Origin of the sequence: Massilia pinisoli (assembly GCF_024753285.1) — a bacterium.
GTDB classification, from domain to species: Bacteria; Pseudomonadota; Gammaproteobacteria; order Burkholderiales; family Burkholderiaceae_D; genus Telluria; species Telluria pinisoli.
On the sequence record NZ_JANUGW010000021.1, the window covers coordinates 104,121 to 119,291 of the forward strand.

The 15,171-nt window shown below is 64.3% G+C and carries 12 protein-coding genes; 7 read left to right on the plus strand and 5 right to left on the minus strand.

Features of this window, described 5'->3' with window-relative positions; translation table 11 throughout:
• The first annotated feature begins 40 nt into the window (after positions 1 to 40).
• The 5 genes from NX784_RS23005 to NX784_RS23025 are packed head-to-tail and all read left to right on the plus strand — an operon-like array spanning position 41 to position 4,439.
• On the plus strand, positions 41 to 964 hold the full coding sequence (locus tag NX784_RS23005) for a hypothetical protein (protein ID WP_258819018.1): 924 nt from the start codon (positions 41 to 43) through the stop codon (positions 962 to 964).
• Positions 965 to 1,001: 37 nt separating this feature from the next.
• Entirely contained in the window at positions 1,002 to 2,462 is a 1,461-nt protein-coding gene (locus NX784_RS23010) for an oligosaccharide flippase family protein (protein ID WP_258819019.1), read from the plus strand.
• 45 nt (positions 2,463 to 2,507) lie between these two features.
• Positions 2,508 to 2,759: an acyl carrier protein gene (locus tag NX784_RS23015; RefSeq protein WP_258819020.1), complete on the plus strand. Its 252-nt coding sequence runs from the start codon at positions 2,508 to 2,510 to the stop codon at positions 2,757 to 2,759.
• Positions 2,756 to 3,607: a hydrolase 2, exosortase A system-associated gene (locus NX784_RS23020; protein WP_258819021.1), complete on the plus strand. Its 852-nt coding sequence runs from the start codon at positions 2,756 to 2,758 to the stop codon at positions 3,605 to 3,607. The genes NX784_RS23015 and NX784_RS23020 overlap by 4 nt, the downstream gene beginning before the upstream one ends.
• Complete coding sequence (locus NX784_RS23025; protein WP_258819022.1) at positions 3,597 to 4,439, plus strand: hydrolase 1, exosortase A system-associated; 843 nt, start codon at positions 3,597 to 3,599, stop codon at positions 4,437 to 4,439. Before NX784_RS23020 ends, NX784_RS23025 begins: the two co-directional genes overlap by 11 nt.
• A gap of 3 nt (positions 4,440 to 4,442) precedes the next feature.
• On the opposite strand, the gene NX784_RS23030 is transcribed toward NX784_RS23025, so the two are convergent.
• The 5 genes from NX784_RS23030 to NX784_RS23050 form a co-directional block, all read right to left on the minus strand.
• Entirely contained in the window at positions 4,443 to 5,888 is a 1,446-nt protein-coding gene (locus NX784_RS23030) for a right-handed parallel beta-helix repeat-containing protein (protein ID WP_258819023.1), read from the minus strand.
• Positions 5,885 to 7,246 carry a PEP-CTERM-box response regulator transcription factor gene (gene prsR / locus NX784_RS23035; protein ID WP_258819024.1) on the minus strand — a complete coding sequence of 454 codons (1,362 nt, stop codon included), beginning with the start codon at positions 7,244 to 7,246 and terminating at the stop codon, positions 5,885 to 5,887. The genes NX784_RS23030 and prsR overlap by 4 nt, the downstream gene beginning before the upstream one ends.
• A gap of 11 nt (positions 7,247 to 7,257) precedes the next feature.
• Complete coding sequence (gene prsK, locus NX784_RS23040; RefSeq protein WP_258819025.1) at positions 7,258 to 9,357, minus strand: XrtA/PEP-CTERM system histidine kinase PrsK; 2,100 nt, start codon at positions 9,355 to 9,357, stop codon at positions 7,258 to 7,260.
• 67 nt (positions 9,358 to 9,424) lie between these two features.
• On the minus strand, positions 9,425 to 10,813 hold the full coding sequence (locus NX784_RS23045; protein ID WP_258819026.1) for a TIGR03013 family XrtA/PEP-CTERM system glycosyltransferase: 1,389 nt from the start codon (positions 10,811 to 10,813) through the stop codon (positions 9,425 to 9,427).
• 266 nt (positions 10,814 to 11,079) lie between these two features.
• Positions 11,080 to 12,369 carry a nucleotide sugar dehydrogenase gene (locus NX784_RS23050; protein WP_258819027.1) on the minus strand — a complete coding sequence of 430 codons (1,290 nt, stop codon included), beginning with the start codon at positions 12,367 to 12,369 and terminating at the stop codon, positions 11,080 to 11,082.
• Between the two features lie 900 nt (positions 12,370 to 13,269).
• On the opposite strand from NX784_RS23050, the gene NX784_RS23055 reads away from it, so the two are divergent.
• Both NX784_RS23055 and NX784_RS23060 read left to right on the plus strand, forming a co-directional pair.
• Positions 13,270 to 14,568, plus strand: coding sequence for a tyrosine-type recombinase/integrase (locus tag NX784_RS23055; RefSeq protein WP_258819028.1), 1,299 nt, complete (start codon positions 13,270 to 13,272; stop codon positions 14,566 to 14,568).
• A complete protein-coding gene (locus NX784_RS23060) occupies positions 14,549 to 15,142 on the plus strand; it encodes a helix-turn-helix domain-containing protein (protein WP_258819029.1) in 594 nt (197 codons plus the stop codon). The genes NX784_RS23055 and NX784_RS23060 overlap by 20 nt, the downstream gene beginning before the upstream one ends.
• Positions 15,143 to 15,171 lie beyond the last annotated feature (29 nt).

Consider the following 15,171-nt stretch of genomic DNA (forward strand, 5'->3'; position numbering starts at 1 on the left):
ATGCTTTGAATTCGATCAGCAGAAAAGGGAGTCCTGAGGAATGTCTTTAGTCGAGAGGGTGGTCCAGCGCGTCACGCGAGACTATTTCCGATGGCAGTACCAGAAAGTCGCGCGCCAGGTCCTGGATACCAGCCCCGTCGAGCGCGGCGACCTGCCGTTCACCTTGCTGTCGATGGTGCACCAGCGCGACGTCCATTCCTATCTGGTCGCGGTGAAGTCGTTCACCCATTTCCTGAACCCGTCCCGCATCGTCGTCGTATGCGATCCGTCGATCGACGAGGACGACCGCGCGATACTGAAACACCACCTGCCGCACGTCGACCTGCGCGAGGCGGCCGAATTCACGCATCCCGACATCCCCCGTGGCGGCACGTGGGAGCGCCTGTACGCGATCTCCGGCTATGCGCTGGACAGCTACGTCATCCAGCTCGATGCCGACACGCTGACCATGCAGCCGATCCCGGAAGTGCTGCACGCCATCCAGACGGGCGCGGGCTTCGTGCTGGGCGAAATCCCCGATACGCCGATCCGCCCGCTGGACGCCGTGCGCGAACACGCGCTGCCGAAGGTGAAGCCGGGTGCGCACATCCAGACGCTGTCGGAAGCGGAAATGGCCAACGTCGGCCTGCCGGGCGATGCCCGCTACGTGCGCGGCTGCTCCGGCTTCACGGGCTTCCCGCCGTCGGCGGCGATGCGCGAGAACCTGCTCGATTTCTCGCGCCGCATGACGGGCAAGCTGGGCGACGACTGGAAACGCTGGGGCACCGAGCAGGTGACCTCGAACTATCTGGTGGCGAACGCGTTTGCCACCAGGTCGCTGCCGTTCCCGAAATACGGCACTCCGGACTGCGCCACGGCGGAGACGGCGTTCTTCCACTTCATCGGGCCGATGCGCTTCATTAACAACAAGTACAAGACGACGTCGCGCCAGGCCATCCACCTGATCTCGAGCGCGCCGGCCTGATCGTTCCGCTCGGTTTTCCTTTCCCTACTGCGCTGTCATGGCAAATCTGCGTCGCTCGCTGATCATCAATTTCTTTTCGACGTCCGGCGCCAAGGTCCTGCAATTCATCGTCAGCATCCTGCTGGCCCGGATCCTGAGCCCGAGCGAGATCGGCATCTATTCGATGACGATCGTGTTCGTCAACTTTGCCCAGGTCTTCCGCGATTTCGGCGTCACCAACTACCTGCAGCGGGAACAGGACCTCGACAACGACAAGATCCGCTCGGCGACGGGCGTCGTGTTCACGACGTCGTGGGTCATCGCGGCCGTCCTGTACACGGCGAGCGGCTGGCTCGGCATCTGGTTCAAGGAACCGGGCATCGTGCCCGTCATGCGAGTGCTGGCCATCGGCTTCGTGTTCATCCCGTTCGGCACCGTCACGGGTGCCCTGCTGAACCGGAACTTTGACGCGGAAAAGCAGGCGATCGTGCACGCGGCCGGCACGATCTCGTTCTGCGCCAGCACCCTGATCCTGGGCAACCTGGGCTTCGGCGCCATGGCCATGGCCTACGGGAACCTGATCAACATCCTCGCCTGCGGCATCGCGTACGTGCCCCTGCGCCCGAAAGGCATGCCGTGGATGCCGGGCCTGCGCCACTGGCGCAGCGTCGCGCATTTCGGCGTCGGCTCGCTGCTCTCGAACTGCGCCGTGGCACTGAACAATTCGATTCCCGACATCCTGCTGGGCAAGCTCGGGACGGCGCGCCACGTCGGCCTGTTCAGCCGCGCCAATTCGACGGTGTCGATCTTCAGCTACGTGGCCGGTTCGACGATGAACTACGGCGCCATCCCCTACCTGTCGCAGACCTGGCACCGCGGCGAATCGCTGGCGCCCATCCTGGCCCGCTCCACGTTGCTGCTGACGGGTGTCGGCTGGACGGCACTGGCGCTGACCGCGGTGCTCGGCCCGGACATCGTCGTCGCGCTGTACGGCGCCAAATGGCTCGAATGCGTCCCGGCGATCGTGCCGCTCGTGCTGGCGGCCGTCGTGACCTTGGCCTTCAACTACATCCCGATGGCCGTGACGGCGATCGGCCGCCCTTACCTGAGCGCCTTCCCCGTCGTCGTCACGTTGGGCACGCGTATCCTGTTCGGCGTGCTGCTGTTCGACGGCAGCCTGAACGGATTTGCGTGGGCACTGTTCTTCGCGACGCTCGCCAGCGCCCCCGTCACCGCGATCCAGCAAAGCCGCTATTTCGGCTTCACGACCGCGCTGATGATCCGCGCCCTGCTGCCCAGCGCCCTCGTGGCGATCGGCACCGGCGCCGTCGCCTGGCTGCTGGCGCTGCTGCTGCCCGCGGCCGTTCCGCCGATGGCGCGCCTGCTCGTGCTCGCGCTGCCGCTGGCCGTCACCTGGTACCTGCTGCTGCGCGTCACCCGCCACGAACTGGTGGGCGAAGTGCACCGCCTCGCCGCGCCGCTGAAGGCCCGTCTGGCCCTGCTGCTTCCGAATGTATAATCGACCGCGCGCCGCAAGCGCCCGCTCACGAACCGAACGACCATCATGACGTATCTCGACGAAGTCAAAGCCACGCTGATCGACGTGCTGAGCCTGGGCGACGCCGGCCAGCGCCTGACCGCCGACTCTGCCCTGCTGGGCAGCCTGCCCGAACTCGATTCGATGGCCGTCGTCAGCCTGATCGGCGCCCTCGAAGAACGCTTCGGCATCGCCATCGACGATGACGACATCAGCGCCAGCACCTTCGAAACCCTCGGCAGCCTGGCCGCTTTCGTGGCCGCGAAACGCGCCGAATGACCTCCGGACCGGCTGAGGTGGACACGGAACCGTTCTTCCTCGGCAGTGGCGCCCACCAGCGCTTCTGCCTGTTCCACCGGCCGGCCGGCCCCTGCCGCGGCGCCGTCCTGTACGTCCCGCCGTTCGCCGAAGAGCTCAACCGCAGCCGCCGCATGGCCGCCCTCGGCGCGCGCCGCCTGGCCGCGCACGGCTACGGCGTGCTGCAGATCGACCTGGCCGGCACGGGCGACAGTGCCGGCGACTTCGCCGACGCACGCTGGGACCTGTGGAAGGACGACCTGGACACGGGCGCCGCCTGGCTGCGCGCGCGCATCGACGCGCCGCTCACGCTGTGGGGCCTGCGCCTGGGCGCCCTGCTCGCCCTCGACTACGCGCGCACGGCGCAAGCCCCGCTCGCGCCGCTGCTGCTGTGGCAACCGGTGGCCAGCGGTTCGACCTACCTGACGCAGTTCCTGCGTCTGCGCACGGCCAACGCGATGCTGGGCGACGACGCCTCCGCGCAGACGGGCACCAAGGCCTTGCGCGCCGCGCTGCAGGCCGGCGAGACGCTGGAAATCGCCGGCTACGACCTCACGCCCGACCTGGCGCACGCGATCGACGCGCTGCCCGCGCCCGATGCGATGGCGCCCTCCGTGCCCGCGCACTGGTTCGAGGTGCTGGGCGCACCGAACCAGGCACCGGGACCGGCCGCCGCGCGCGTCAAGGCGGCGTGGGAAGCGCAGGGCGCGGCGCTGCACGTGCACACGGTGCAGGGATTGCCGTTCTGGGCCACGACGGGCATCACCACGTGCCCCGAACTGCTCGACGCGACGGCCGCCGTGCTGGAGGAGCGTGCCCATGCCGTTTGAAGAACGCGCGCTCGCCATCGATTGTGGCGGCGCCACGCTCGTGGGTATCGCCAGCGTCCCCGCCGCACCCGCACGGCGCGGCATCCTGATCATCGTCGGCGGGCCGCAATACCGCGTCGGCAGCCACCGCCAGTTCGCGCTACTCGCACGCCACCTGGCCGCGCACGGCATCGCGGCGCTGCGCTTCGACGTCCGGGGCATGGGCGACAGCGAAGGCGACGAGCGGGATTTCGAAGCGATCCAGGACGATATCCGCGCCGCCATCGACGCGTTCATGGCGGCCGTGCCGGACGTGCGCGAGGTCGTGCTGTGGGGCTTGTGCGACGGTGCGTCGGCGGCCGCGATGTATGCGCCGGGCGACGCGCGCGTGCGCGGGCTCGTGCTGCTGAACCCCTGGGTGCGCACGGACGACGGCGTGGCCCGCACGACGTTGAAACACCACTACCGCGACCGTCTGCGCGACCCGGAATTCTGGCGCAAGCTGGCGCGCGGCCGGTTCGACGCCGCAGGCTCGTTGAAGTCGATGCTGGGCCTCGTGCGCGCGGCGTTCGCGCGCCGCCCGGCGGCCGCCGGCGCCTCGGCCCCGTTGCCCGAGCGCATGCGCCAGGGCCTGCACGCATTCACGGGCCGCACCCTGCTCGTGATCGGCGGCGCCGACCTGACGGGACGCGAGTTCTGCGACGTGGCCGGGTCCACGCCGGCGTGGAAGCGCCTGGCGGCCGCGCCGCACGTCACGTGGCGCCGCCTCGACGATGCCGACCACACGTTCTCGCGGCGCGCCTGGCGCGACCAGGTCGCCGCATGGACCCACGACTGGGTCGTGTCGTGGTGACGCTCAAGGCGCTGCCGCGCAATCCTTGAAGCTGGCGAACGCGCCGTACACGGCTTGTGTCGCGCGGCGTGCGCCGCACAGGTCGAGCGCGTCCGCGGGCCGCTCGATGGCATCGGATTCCTCGCGCATCGGTGCCCCGTCGCGCCACGAGAAATCGCCCGTTTCCGGCGCGCGGAACAGGCTGCGCACGGGGTGATTCCCCAGGTACGTGCGCCACAGCGGCAGTGCGCGGTTGTCGCCCAGGTGCACGATGCCGCCCTCGCGGCTGCGGACCGGTCCGTCGACGAGATTCCCGTCCACGACCGCGCTGCTCGTCGGATAGCGCACGTCGATGCCGGCCGTGTCGACGAGCGTGTTGTCGAGGATCCGGCTAGCAGCCGCGCTGTTCAGGTAGATGCCCACGTCCGAGCAACCGACGATCAGGTTCGCGCGCAGCACGCCGCCTTCCTGCTCCGTGATGCAGCGCCCGTCGCGGCAGAATTCGCCCCCGGTACCGCCGCCGCCCAGCGACAAGCCGATGCGCTGTCCCGGCTCGCCCCGCAGATTCTGTTCGCACCACACGACGTTGCGTTCGAAGACGTTGTTCCTGCCGCCGCCCTTCACGAATGCGCCGTAGCTGACGCCGTTGCCGTCGCGCTTGACGAAGTCCGTGATGAGATTCGCGCGCAAGGTCCAGCCATTCGCGGCGACGATGTCGACGGGCGTGACGGGCTTCGTGGTCGCGCGCACGTGGGTGGCGCCCAATGTCGTGTGCTCGATCAGGCCGTCGTCCGGGTAACGGCCGCGGTCCCCGTTGACCTTGAAGTGCGCGTTGAAGTCGCGGATCGTGTTGTTGACGCTCTCGAAGTGATGGCCGTCGCCCACGACGTGGAACGCATGCTCGCAGTAGTCGTCGGCCGCGCACACGCCGAGGATGTCCAGGTTCTCGAAACGCCAGTACGGCGCGGCGACGACAAAACCTTCGACCGTGGCCAGTTCGATGTGGACGGTACCCGGCGTTGCTGCGCGCACGACGATGCGCGCGTCCGCGCGGCCCGGGCGCCCGACGGCGATGCCCTTGCCCTGGAAGCGGTAGGTGCCCGGCGCCAGCGTGATGACGTCGCCCGGCGCCGCCTGCAGCAGCGCGGCGCGCAAGGCGTCGGGCGTGGCGACCTCGATGCCGCCGGCAGCCTGTCCCGCCGGCCGCGCCTGCGCGCCGGCGTCGCGCGGGAGCTGCCGCGGCGGCGCGTCGGCGGTGCCGCGGTCCAGCGCCAGCAAGGTGGCGGCGACGCGCCGGCCGGTGCCGACGATGACGGGGTTATGGCCGCTGGTGCGCTTTTCGATGTACGGCGCGAGCGTACGCGGCGCGACGCCCACGCGGTCGACGAGCGCCGGCAGCGCGGCGGCACCCGCCACGGCGAGGATGCCCGCCGCCAGCAGGCCGCGGCGCGCCAGCCTGCGCACCGTCACGCGCTCGCCTTGATGCCGTGGCGTCCCATCAGGTCGTACAACGTGGGCCGGCTGACGCCCAGCATCTCCGACGCCTTGACGATGTTGCCGTCCGTGCGCGCGAGCGCGCGCGCGATGGCCTTGTACTCGGCCTCGTCGCGCACCTGGCGCAGGTTCAGCGGCTCTTCCTCCACGACCGTGTCGGGCAGGCCCAGGTCGTCGGCGACGATGGTGTTGGCGTCGGCCATGATGACGGCGCGCTTGATGCAGTTTTCCATCTCGCGCACGTTGCCGGGCCATTGGTACGCTTCGATCGCGGCCAGCGCGTCGGGCGAGAAATGCAGCGAGGCGCGCGCTTCCTGCGCGCAGAACTTGTTCTTGAAATGGTGCGCGAGCAGCGCCGCGTCGCCTTCGCGCAGGCGCAGAGGCGGGATCGTCACGACGATCTCCGACAGGCGGTAGTACAAGTCCTCGCGGAAGCGGCCCTGCGCGCACAAGTCCTTCAGCTTCTGGTGCGTCGCGCAGACGATGCGCACGTCGACGGGGATCTCTTCGTGGCCGCCGACGCGCTCGATCACGCGCTCCTGCAAAAAGCGCAGCAGCTTGGCCTGCAGTGCCATCGGCAGGTCGCCCACCTCGTCGAGGAAGAACGTGCCGCCGTGGGCCAGTTCGACCTTGCCCTTGGTCTGCTTGGCGGCGCCCGTGAAGGCGCCCTTCTCGTAGCCGAACAATTCGCTTTCGAGCAGGTTTTCGGGAATGGCCGCGCAGTTGATGGCCATGAAGCGTTCCTTCGCGCGCGGCGACAGCGCGTGGATGGCGCGCGCCAGCACCTCCTTGCCGGTGCCGGATTCGCCCAGCAGCATGACGGACGCGGACGTGGGCGCCACCTTCTCGATGGTGCGGCAGACCTTCAGCATGCCCGGGTCGCGCGAGATCACGCCGGCCAGCGGCGAGTCGGCCTGCGACTGCTGCATGCGGCGGTTTTCCTGCTGCAGGTTGTGCAGGAAGAAGGCGCGCTGGATCACGAGGTTCAGCACTTCCGGATCGACGGGCTTCTGGTGGAAGTCGTAGGCGCCCATGCCGATCGCCTTGACGGCGTTCGCATGGTCCTGGTTGCCCGTCAGGACGATCACGCGCGTGTCCGGCGCGAGCGCCAGGATCTGCTGCAACGTGGCCAGGCCCTCGGTGGAGCCGTCCGGATCGGGCGGCAGGCCCAGGTCCATCGTGCAGACGGCCGGCTCGTGGCGGCGGATCTGCGCCAGCGCCGCCTCGCGGTCGCCGGCCACCGCGACGTCGTACGCGTCCAGGCTCCAGCGCAGCTGCTTCTGCAGGCCAGGATCGTCTTCGATGATCAACAGCTTGGGTTTTGATGGGGTCATGGTGTCTTCTTTCAGGCGATCGTCGCTGCCGCGGCGACGCGGTGCAGCGGCAGGACGACCTTGAATGTTGTACCGTGCGCGGGCTGGCTGGTCACTTCCAGCGCCCCGCCCAGCTCTGTGATGTACTCTCGACTCTCGAACACGCCGATGCCCATGCCGGCCGACTTGGTGGAGTCGAACGGCTTGAACAGGCGCTCACGGATGAACTCCTCCGTCATGCCTTCACCCGTATCCGTGATGTCGACCTCGACGGCGTCCCCGCGGCCGCCCGCCGGGCCCACGCGCACCATCACGTGGCCGTCGCGCGGCGTCGCCTCGATCGCGTTCTGGATCAGATGGCCCAGCACGCGTTCGAGACGTTCACGGTCGGCCAGCACGAGCAGGCCGGCCTGTTCGACGAGCAGCTGCGGATGCGGTTCGAACGCGCTTTTCAGCGCCAGCGCCTGGCGCACGACGTCGTCCACGGCCAGCGGCTGCGGCTTGTCGGCATTCTCGCTGCGCGACAGCTTCTGCAGCAGCAGCTTCATCTTCTGCACGGAGTGGTTCAGCGTCTCCAGCATGTCGCGCTGGAATTCCGGATTGTCCTTGTGTTTTTCCGCGTTCGCGTTCATCAGCGACAGCTGGGCGACGAGGTTCTTCAAGTCGTGCACGACGAACGTCGACATGCGGTTGAACGACTCGAACTGCCGCGCCACCATCAGCGCATTGGCCGCGTCCTGCTGCGCGAGATAGCTGGCGGCCTGGCTGCCGGCGATTTCGAGCAGGTCGATGATTTCCCAGTTCAGCTTCAGCGGGCTGCGCGCGCGCTGCAGCACGACGAAGCCGAACAGTTTTTCCTGCAGCATCAGCGGCACGACGAGCCAGCGGCGCGGCGCGTCCAGCAACCAGTCGGGCAGTGCGAGACCTTCGTATTTGTCGGGCCGCTCGACGTACTCGTCGACGTCGATCACCCACTGCGTGCTTTCCAGGAACCGGCAGAACGGCGTGTTGGCCGGTTCGGCCACGTGCATGTCGGGCACCTGCCAGCCCGCCTGCACCGTGAAGCGCCCGCCCGCATCGCGCTGCCACAGCGTGCCGCCGGGGCTTTCGACGAGGGTGGGCAGCGCCTCGATCGCGCGCTCGCCCAGGTTCGGGCCGCGCTCGGACAGCGTGCGCGTGAAGCGCATCCACTCTTCGCGGTAATCGTAGTTGTAGCGGAAGAAGTGCTTGCTGATCGAGACCTTCAGCCACGAACGGGCCGTGCCGGAAAACAGGATCACGGCCAGCAGCGAGATGGCGCCGAACAGGAAGCCCGTCTGCATCACGGTGCCCCAGCTGCCGCCGACGAAGCGCAGGTAGTAGCCGACCGACCCCATGGCCAGCAGGTAGATCGCGGAACCGAACAGCGCGGCCGTATGGAACACGACGCGGCGCGACACGGCGAACGACGTCGTCCACGACTTGCGGCGCGTGATCGACAGCGCGACCAGCGGCACGGTCAATGCGTTGACGAAGCCGCGCGCCGTCCACAGGTCCGCACTGAGTTTGCGGAACAGCAGCGCGTTGCTGTACATGTAGAAGTCGTAGGCGAACAGGCCGCCGATGCCCAGGCAGGCGAACTTGATCGCCCAGCGTTCTTCGATGGTCTTGTTACGGTAGACCTGTTCGACGAGCAGCATGCCGCACACGGAGAGGCCGACGTAGCCGATCAACAGGGGCAGGCCGAGCGTGCGCAGCAGGTCGCTGTTCCAGCGCGTGGCGCCGATGCCGGCCAGCAGCAGCAGGTAGACGCAGCCGGCTGCCAGCAGTGCCGGGCGCGGCGCGCGGAAACGGCCGAGGATCATGCGGGCCGGCGTGCCGTCTTTCTCGTCCTGCCAGTGGCCCAGCAACGCGACGAGGAACAGCGACCAGGTACCGTCGCGCAACACTTCGAGGGCTGCCGTGGACGTGCTCCACATCACGTCGTGCGCCGCGTCGCCGCCGAGCGCCGCGGCCCAGGCCGCCGTCGCCAGGCAAGCCGCGCTCAGCGTGCCGCGCTGGGCACGGCCGTGCCAGCCCGACAGGACCGACAGGCCCAGTGCGAGGAAGCCGATGGCGGCCAGTGCGTAGCTGGAAGCGGCGATAGTGATCACGATACTTGGCAGGATTCGGTAGGCACCCGCGGCCGCGCGCCGGTCCTGCCGGCGGCCTCGGGGAACATCAGCGTCCGCTGCGGAACAGCACGACCTTCAGCGTATCGATCAGGATCAGCACGTCCAGGAACAGACTGTTGTTCTTCACGTAGTACAGATCGTACTGCAGCTTTTGCAGCGCATCCTCGGCGGACGAACCGTAGCCGTAACGCACTTGTGCCCAGCCGGTGATGCCCGGCTTGACGCTGTGCCGCACGTTGTAATACGGGACCACTTCGATCAGCTGGTCGACGAAGTACTGGCGCTCGGGCCGCGGGCCGACGAACGACATGTCGCCCTTCAGCACGTTGAGCACCTGGGGCAGCTCGTCGATGCGCGTCTTGCGCATGAAGTTACCGACGCGCGTGATGCGCGGATCGTTCTGCTGCGCCCACTGGGGCTTGCCGCCCTTTTCCGCGTCCGTCCGCATGCTGCGGAATTTGTGGACGAAGAATGCCGCGCCATCCTTGCCGACGCGTTCCTGCGAATAGAACACGGGACCGCCGTCTTCCAGCTTGACGGCCAGCGCCGCCAGCAGCATCAGCGGCAGCGTCAGGATCATGATGATCAGGCTGCAGATGATGTCGAAGCTGCGCTTCATGAACGTGCGCACGAAGCTCTGGTCGAAGCCGCCGCCGAACACGAGCCACGACGGCTGCAGCGAATCGACGCGGATCTGGCACGTCTCGCGCTCGAAGAACGTGGCGGCGTCCGTGACCTTGAAGCCTTGCAGCTTGCACTCGAGCAGGTCCTTGATGGGGAAGCCGCCACGGCGGTTCTGCACCGAGACGACGATTTCCTCGACGTTGTACTGACGCGCCAGCGCGACGAGCGATTCGCCCTCGCGCGACTTCAGGAGGCTCGTCGACGGCACGCACAGCTCTTCCGTCGGCGTCGGCACGAAGCCGGCGATGTTGTAGCGGTGATAGCTGGCGCTCTGCAGCGCGAGGTCGCAGCATTCCTTGGCCAGCGGACCGCTGCCCAGGAACAGGATGCGCGTTTCCAGGAAGCGCAGCTCGGACGACTTGAAGAACACCATGCGCGCCAGGAAAATGCCGCCAGCCGCAATGCCGAACACGAGCGCCATGATGCCGCGGCCGAAATACAGGTCCGGCGCGACGTAGAACACGAGCGTCAGGATCAGGAAGCCCATCAGGAACGACGGCATCAGCTTCATGAAGAACGGATGGCGCAGGCCTTCGTTGAAGTCGAGCTGGTACATCCCCATCGCGCTCATGCTGAAGATGATCGCGGCGGTAAAGGCGATGGCGGACGTGAAGAAATGATCGAGATGGCCGATGTTGGGCAGGCCGGCGTTCTGGCCCACTTCCATGAACCGTACCGCCGCGCCAATGTAGACCGCGCCGAGCAGTACCAGCACTTCGACGAACAACAGGACGAATACGATCTTCGACACATAGTGATTAGAAATCCTAAGCACAATTGCCTCCGGTGTAGCTGTTATTGCTGACTTTCACAACCAATAGCGCCAACGGGAGACGCACGGGCGTTCCCGAAAGTTTTTTACTCGAGGAAAGGTGATAAGGCCAAGAATAGCCAGGAACAGTCATTGTCATCATTGCATGCTAAACGGCAAGGCTTGGGGTCCAAGCGGCCTGCCCTCGGCACGACCTAGTGAATTGTCATGGCAACCGCGGCCGGAGCCGCGGATGCCCACGATACTTACAGACGCCAGACGCAGTAACCGGCCTCGCGGATCCCGTTCGGATCGAACTGGGCCTTCACGTCGACGAAGCAGCCGCCGTCGTTCAGCTTGGCCTGGAAATCCGTCAGCGAACGGGCCAGCACTTCCTTGTGCGGCACCGCGACGATGAGGGCATCCGCCTTCGGCAGGGTGTCCCAGCCTTCCAGCTTGATACCATACTCGTGTTCGGCTTCGTCCGCCTCGGCGACCGGATCGTGCACGTGCACTTCCACGCCGTACGACTGTAGCTCGTACACGATGTCGGCGACCTTGGAGTTGCGCAGGTCGGGGCAATTTTCCTTGAACGTCAGGCCGATCACGTTGACCTTCGAGCCCTTGACGGGGAAACCGGCCGAAATCATCGACTTGACGGTCTTTTCGGCAACGAACTTGGCCATGCCGTCGTTGATGCGGCGACCCGCCAGGATCACTTGCGGGTGGTAGCCGATCATCTCGGCCTTGTGCGTCAGGTAGTACGGATCGACGCCGATGCAGTGGCCGCCCACGAGGCCCGGACGGAACGGCAGGAAATTCCATTTCGTGCCGGCGGCCTTGAGCACTTCCAGCGTGTCGATACCGATCTTGTCGAAAATAATCGCCAGCTCGTTCATCAGCGCGATGTTCAGGTCGCGCTGCGTGTTCTCGATGACCTTGGCGGCTTCGGCGACCTTCAGGCTGGACGCGCGGTGCACGCCGGCCTTGACCACGGTCTCGTACATCGACGCCACGCGCTCCAGCGTTTCCGCGTCGTCGCCGGACACCACTTTCATCACGTTCGTCAGCGTGTGTTCCTTGTCGCCCGGGTTGATGCGTTCGGGCGAGAAGCCGACGTGGAAGTCGTCCATCCACTTCATGCCGGAGAATTTTTCCAGGACGGGGATGCAGACTTCCTCCGTCGCGCCCGGGTAGACGGTCGATTCATAGATCACGACCGCGCCGCGCTTCATGTGCTTGCCGACGGTCTCGCTGGCGCTGATCAGCGGCGCGAAATCGGGCACGTGCGCGATGTCGACGGGGGTCGGGACGCCGATCAGGATGTAATCGGCCTGGGCCAGCGCGGCCGGGTCGGTCGTGACACTCAGGTGACGCGCTGCGCGCAATTGCTCAGTCGAAACCTCACCTGCAGGATCGACAAATTTCTTGTAGCTTTCAACCTTGGCCGTCGACAGATCGAAACCGATCGTCGGGCCGAGCTTGCCGAACTCGACAGCCAGCGGCAAACCTACATAACCCAATCCAACTACTGCGATGACCTCGTCTGGCTTCATATTGATTCCGTTCCGCATATTTGCTATTACGATAACTTTTGTTTAGCACGGAAACTTCTGCATGCTCGACAGGCTCGTCCCGTCTTGCCGACAACGGAACCTTATGTCATCAACAGGTGCAGATCATTGTTCATGTCGAGGGCAGGACGCCAATCTTCACGAATCCTCACCGCCGTGCTGATGAGATAATAACATTTTATCGATTACAAGTTAGCAACAAGACATACCGTGCGCATGAAACAAGCGCTCCGAGACAGCAGAATAAGTGGGGGTAGTCGAAAGTGGCAAGCACTACCTTATTCGGATACGTCCGAGTGTTGTAATCCTGGTTATTGAACACTCGTAACTTGCCGTAATGTTATGCTTTCCGGGTAGAACGAACGGTTTACCCATGTGGATATTCACACGGGCTGGCGCTGGGCGGCAAAGCCCGCAGACCGCAGCGGCGCCGGCTGCACGGCGCCACCGTCGAGGTCGAGGAAAGCGCCCGGGCCGGCCTTGCTGCGCTCCCGGTTGGCAAGGATAGCTGCAACCCGGCCGAGGAACAGGTCGGAATAGAGCCCGCTCCATTTGTGCGGGCAATGTAATTAGAGAAGCCGTAGTCGGGGCCGTCGCCGGCGTCGTTCAGGTGCATCGGGCTAATGATGCCGCAGGCCGGATGCTTTGAGCGAAACGAAAAGGGGATGCCGGATCGGCAAGAAGGCATGGCGCGGCTGGCGGGGATCGAACCCACGACCCTTGGCTTCGGAGGCCTTAAGTCCTGATATCGATTTATATCTATTGATATCGATGCTATCGTAATTTACCCATAATTTTCAATAGTTTACGAAATACCTCCATCGTTCTTTCATCTGTTCATGATGATTGATATACTTCTATTATGGTTACATAGGAGGTTACATGGCTAGGGTTAACTTCACCAAAAAGCGCATAGACGAGTTTTGCTGTCCATCTGGCAAGCCACAGGCTTTCCTGTGGGACACTGAGGTTCCGAAGCTAGCGCTGCGCGTGACAAAGAATGGGGCGAAGTCATACGTTTTTCAGTACCCAGTCAAGAACACCAAAGACGACAAACGTAGGCTGACAATCGGTTCGATCAGCGCTTGGTCCATCCCGCAGGCTAGGGATGAAGCCCGCCGCCTCCAAAGGCTTCTCGATACGGGCAAAGACCCGAAGGAAGTTAAGCAACATGAGGCTCATGCCCAACAAATTGCTCGGGCGGCCAAAGCATCACGTCAGATGCCTGCACGAGAGGCTTGGAACGCTTATCTTGCTGCTCCTCATCCCCGCTGGGGCGAGACACATAGACGAGATCACATTCTGGCAGCTCAGGAAGGCGGGACTCAGGCAAAAATTGGAAAGCGAGAGACGAAGGCGGGACCGCTAGCCAGCCTGCTTCGTCGCCCACTGTCAGAGATTACGTCGAGCGTCGTTGCTGAATGGCTGACGAAGGAAAGCAAGGATAGACCAACCGCAGCAGCGAACAGCTATCGCAAGCTCCGCACCTTCATAAATTGGTGCGCCGAAGCTCAAGCATACCGGGACATTGTAAATACGAACTGCTGCTCGACAGCTACGGTTAAAAACGTAGTGCCAGGAAGCAAAACTAAGCCCAACGACTGCTTGCAACGCGAACAGTTAAAGCCCTGGTTCGCCGAGATTCGTAAGATCGACAACCAAATGTTTTGTACTTATTTACAATGCCTCCTGCTGACGGGTGCAAGGCGTGAGGAAATGCTCTCTCTGCGATGGGACGACGTGAACTTTGCATGGAGGACCTTGTGCATAAAGGACAAGGTGGACGAGACAGGTAAACGAGAGATTCCGCTCACCCCATACGTGGCCGACCTACTGTCAAAGCTCTCTAAGAGCAGGATCAATGAGTGGGTATTTAGCAGCGCAAAGGGCAAAACAGGACGAGTTGTCGGCGTCACAAAGCCACACAATAAAGCAATAAAAGCCGCTGGCGTTCCTCACGTATCCCTGCATGGTCTACGCCGATCCTTCACGACTTTGGCAGAGTTGGCGACTGTGCCCGACGCAATCACCGCACAGATTCAAGGACACAGACCGAGCGCGATACAGGAGAAACACTACAAGCGCCGCCCCATGGAGACCGTCCGCGAAAATCATGAGAAACTTGAGGCTTGGATATTGGAGCAGGCAGGAATTCAACTGGATGAAAAAGTACGAGCTTGACGCCTTGCGCGATTTTGCCATCGAGCATCTACCTGCGGCCCAGCGCCAGCGGGAAAAAGCCCAGCGCTATGGAATGGACCCAGATGGATACTGTCGAGTTTTGACTGTAGCGGCAACGCTGACGCGAGCAAGCGCCACCGTTCCGGCGAGAGAGGACCTTGCTGCGCGGCTACTTGAACAATTGATGTTGGTGGCGCTAGGCCATGGATATGACGGCATTGAGGACACGATTATCGGGGCCGCGCATGACCTTGCATCACTCACTTCCACGACGATTCCGTGGCTACCAGATCGTCAGGAAATTCCGCGTTCCGTGCACAAGGTCGAGCCACAAGGAGCGCCACAAACGCAACCAACACAGCCGCAAGCATGTCCCCGCAGCTTTTCTGTAGCGGACTTAGTTCCGGGACAACTTCTCACAACAGAACAGGCGGCGTTGGCGCTCGGACGTAGGCCAAACACACTCCGCACATGGGCATCAAAGGAAACCGGGGATATCCAACCCGCGTGTAAGGTAGGTAGAGAGCATCGGTGGAGTGCGGATGACATCATTGCGCTGGTCAAAAAAAGATGATGCTTAGGTAGCTTTAACTGGCGAAAAGT

Coding starts and splice junctions, on each gene's coding strand:
- NX784_RS23005 (WP_258819018.1), top strand. CDS start 41: ATGTCTTTAGTCGAGAGGGTGGTCCAGCGCGTCACGCGAGACTATTTC.
- NX784_RS23010 (WP_258819019.1), top strand. CDS start 1,002: ATGGCAAATCTGCGTCGCTCGCTGATCATCAATTTCTTTTCGACGTCC.
- NX784_RS23015 (WP_258819020.1), top strand. CDS start 2,508: ATGACGTATCTCGACGAAGTCAAAGCCACGCTGATCGACGTGCTGAGC.
- NX784_RS23020 (WP_258819021.1), top strand. CDS start 2,756: ATGACCTCCGGACCGGCTGAGGTGGACACGGAACCGTTCTTCCTCGGC.
- NX784_RS23025 (WP_258819022.1), top strand. CDS start 3,597: ATGCCGTTTGAAGAACGCGCGCTCGCCATCGATTGTGGCGGCGCCACG.
- prsR (WP_258819024.1), bottom strand. CDS start 7,246: ATGACCCCATCAAAACCCAAGCTGTTGATCATCGAAGACGATCCTGGC.
- NX784_RS23050 (WP_258819027.1), bottom strand. CDS start 12,369: ATGAAGCCAGACGAGGTCATCGCAGTAGTTGGATTGGGTTATGTAGGT.
- NX784_RS23055 (WP_258819028.1), top strand. CDS start 13,270: ATGGCTAGGGTTAACTTCACCAAAAAGCGCATAGACGAGTTTTGCTGT.
- NX784_RS23060 (WP_258819029.1), top strand. CDS start 14,549: ATGAAAAAGTACGAGCTTGACGCCTTGCGCGATTTTGCCATCGAGCAT.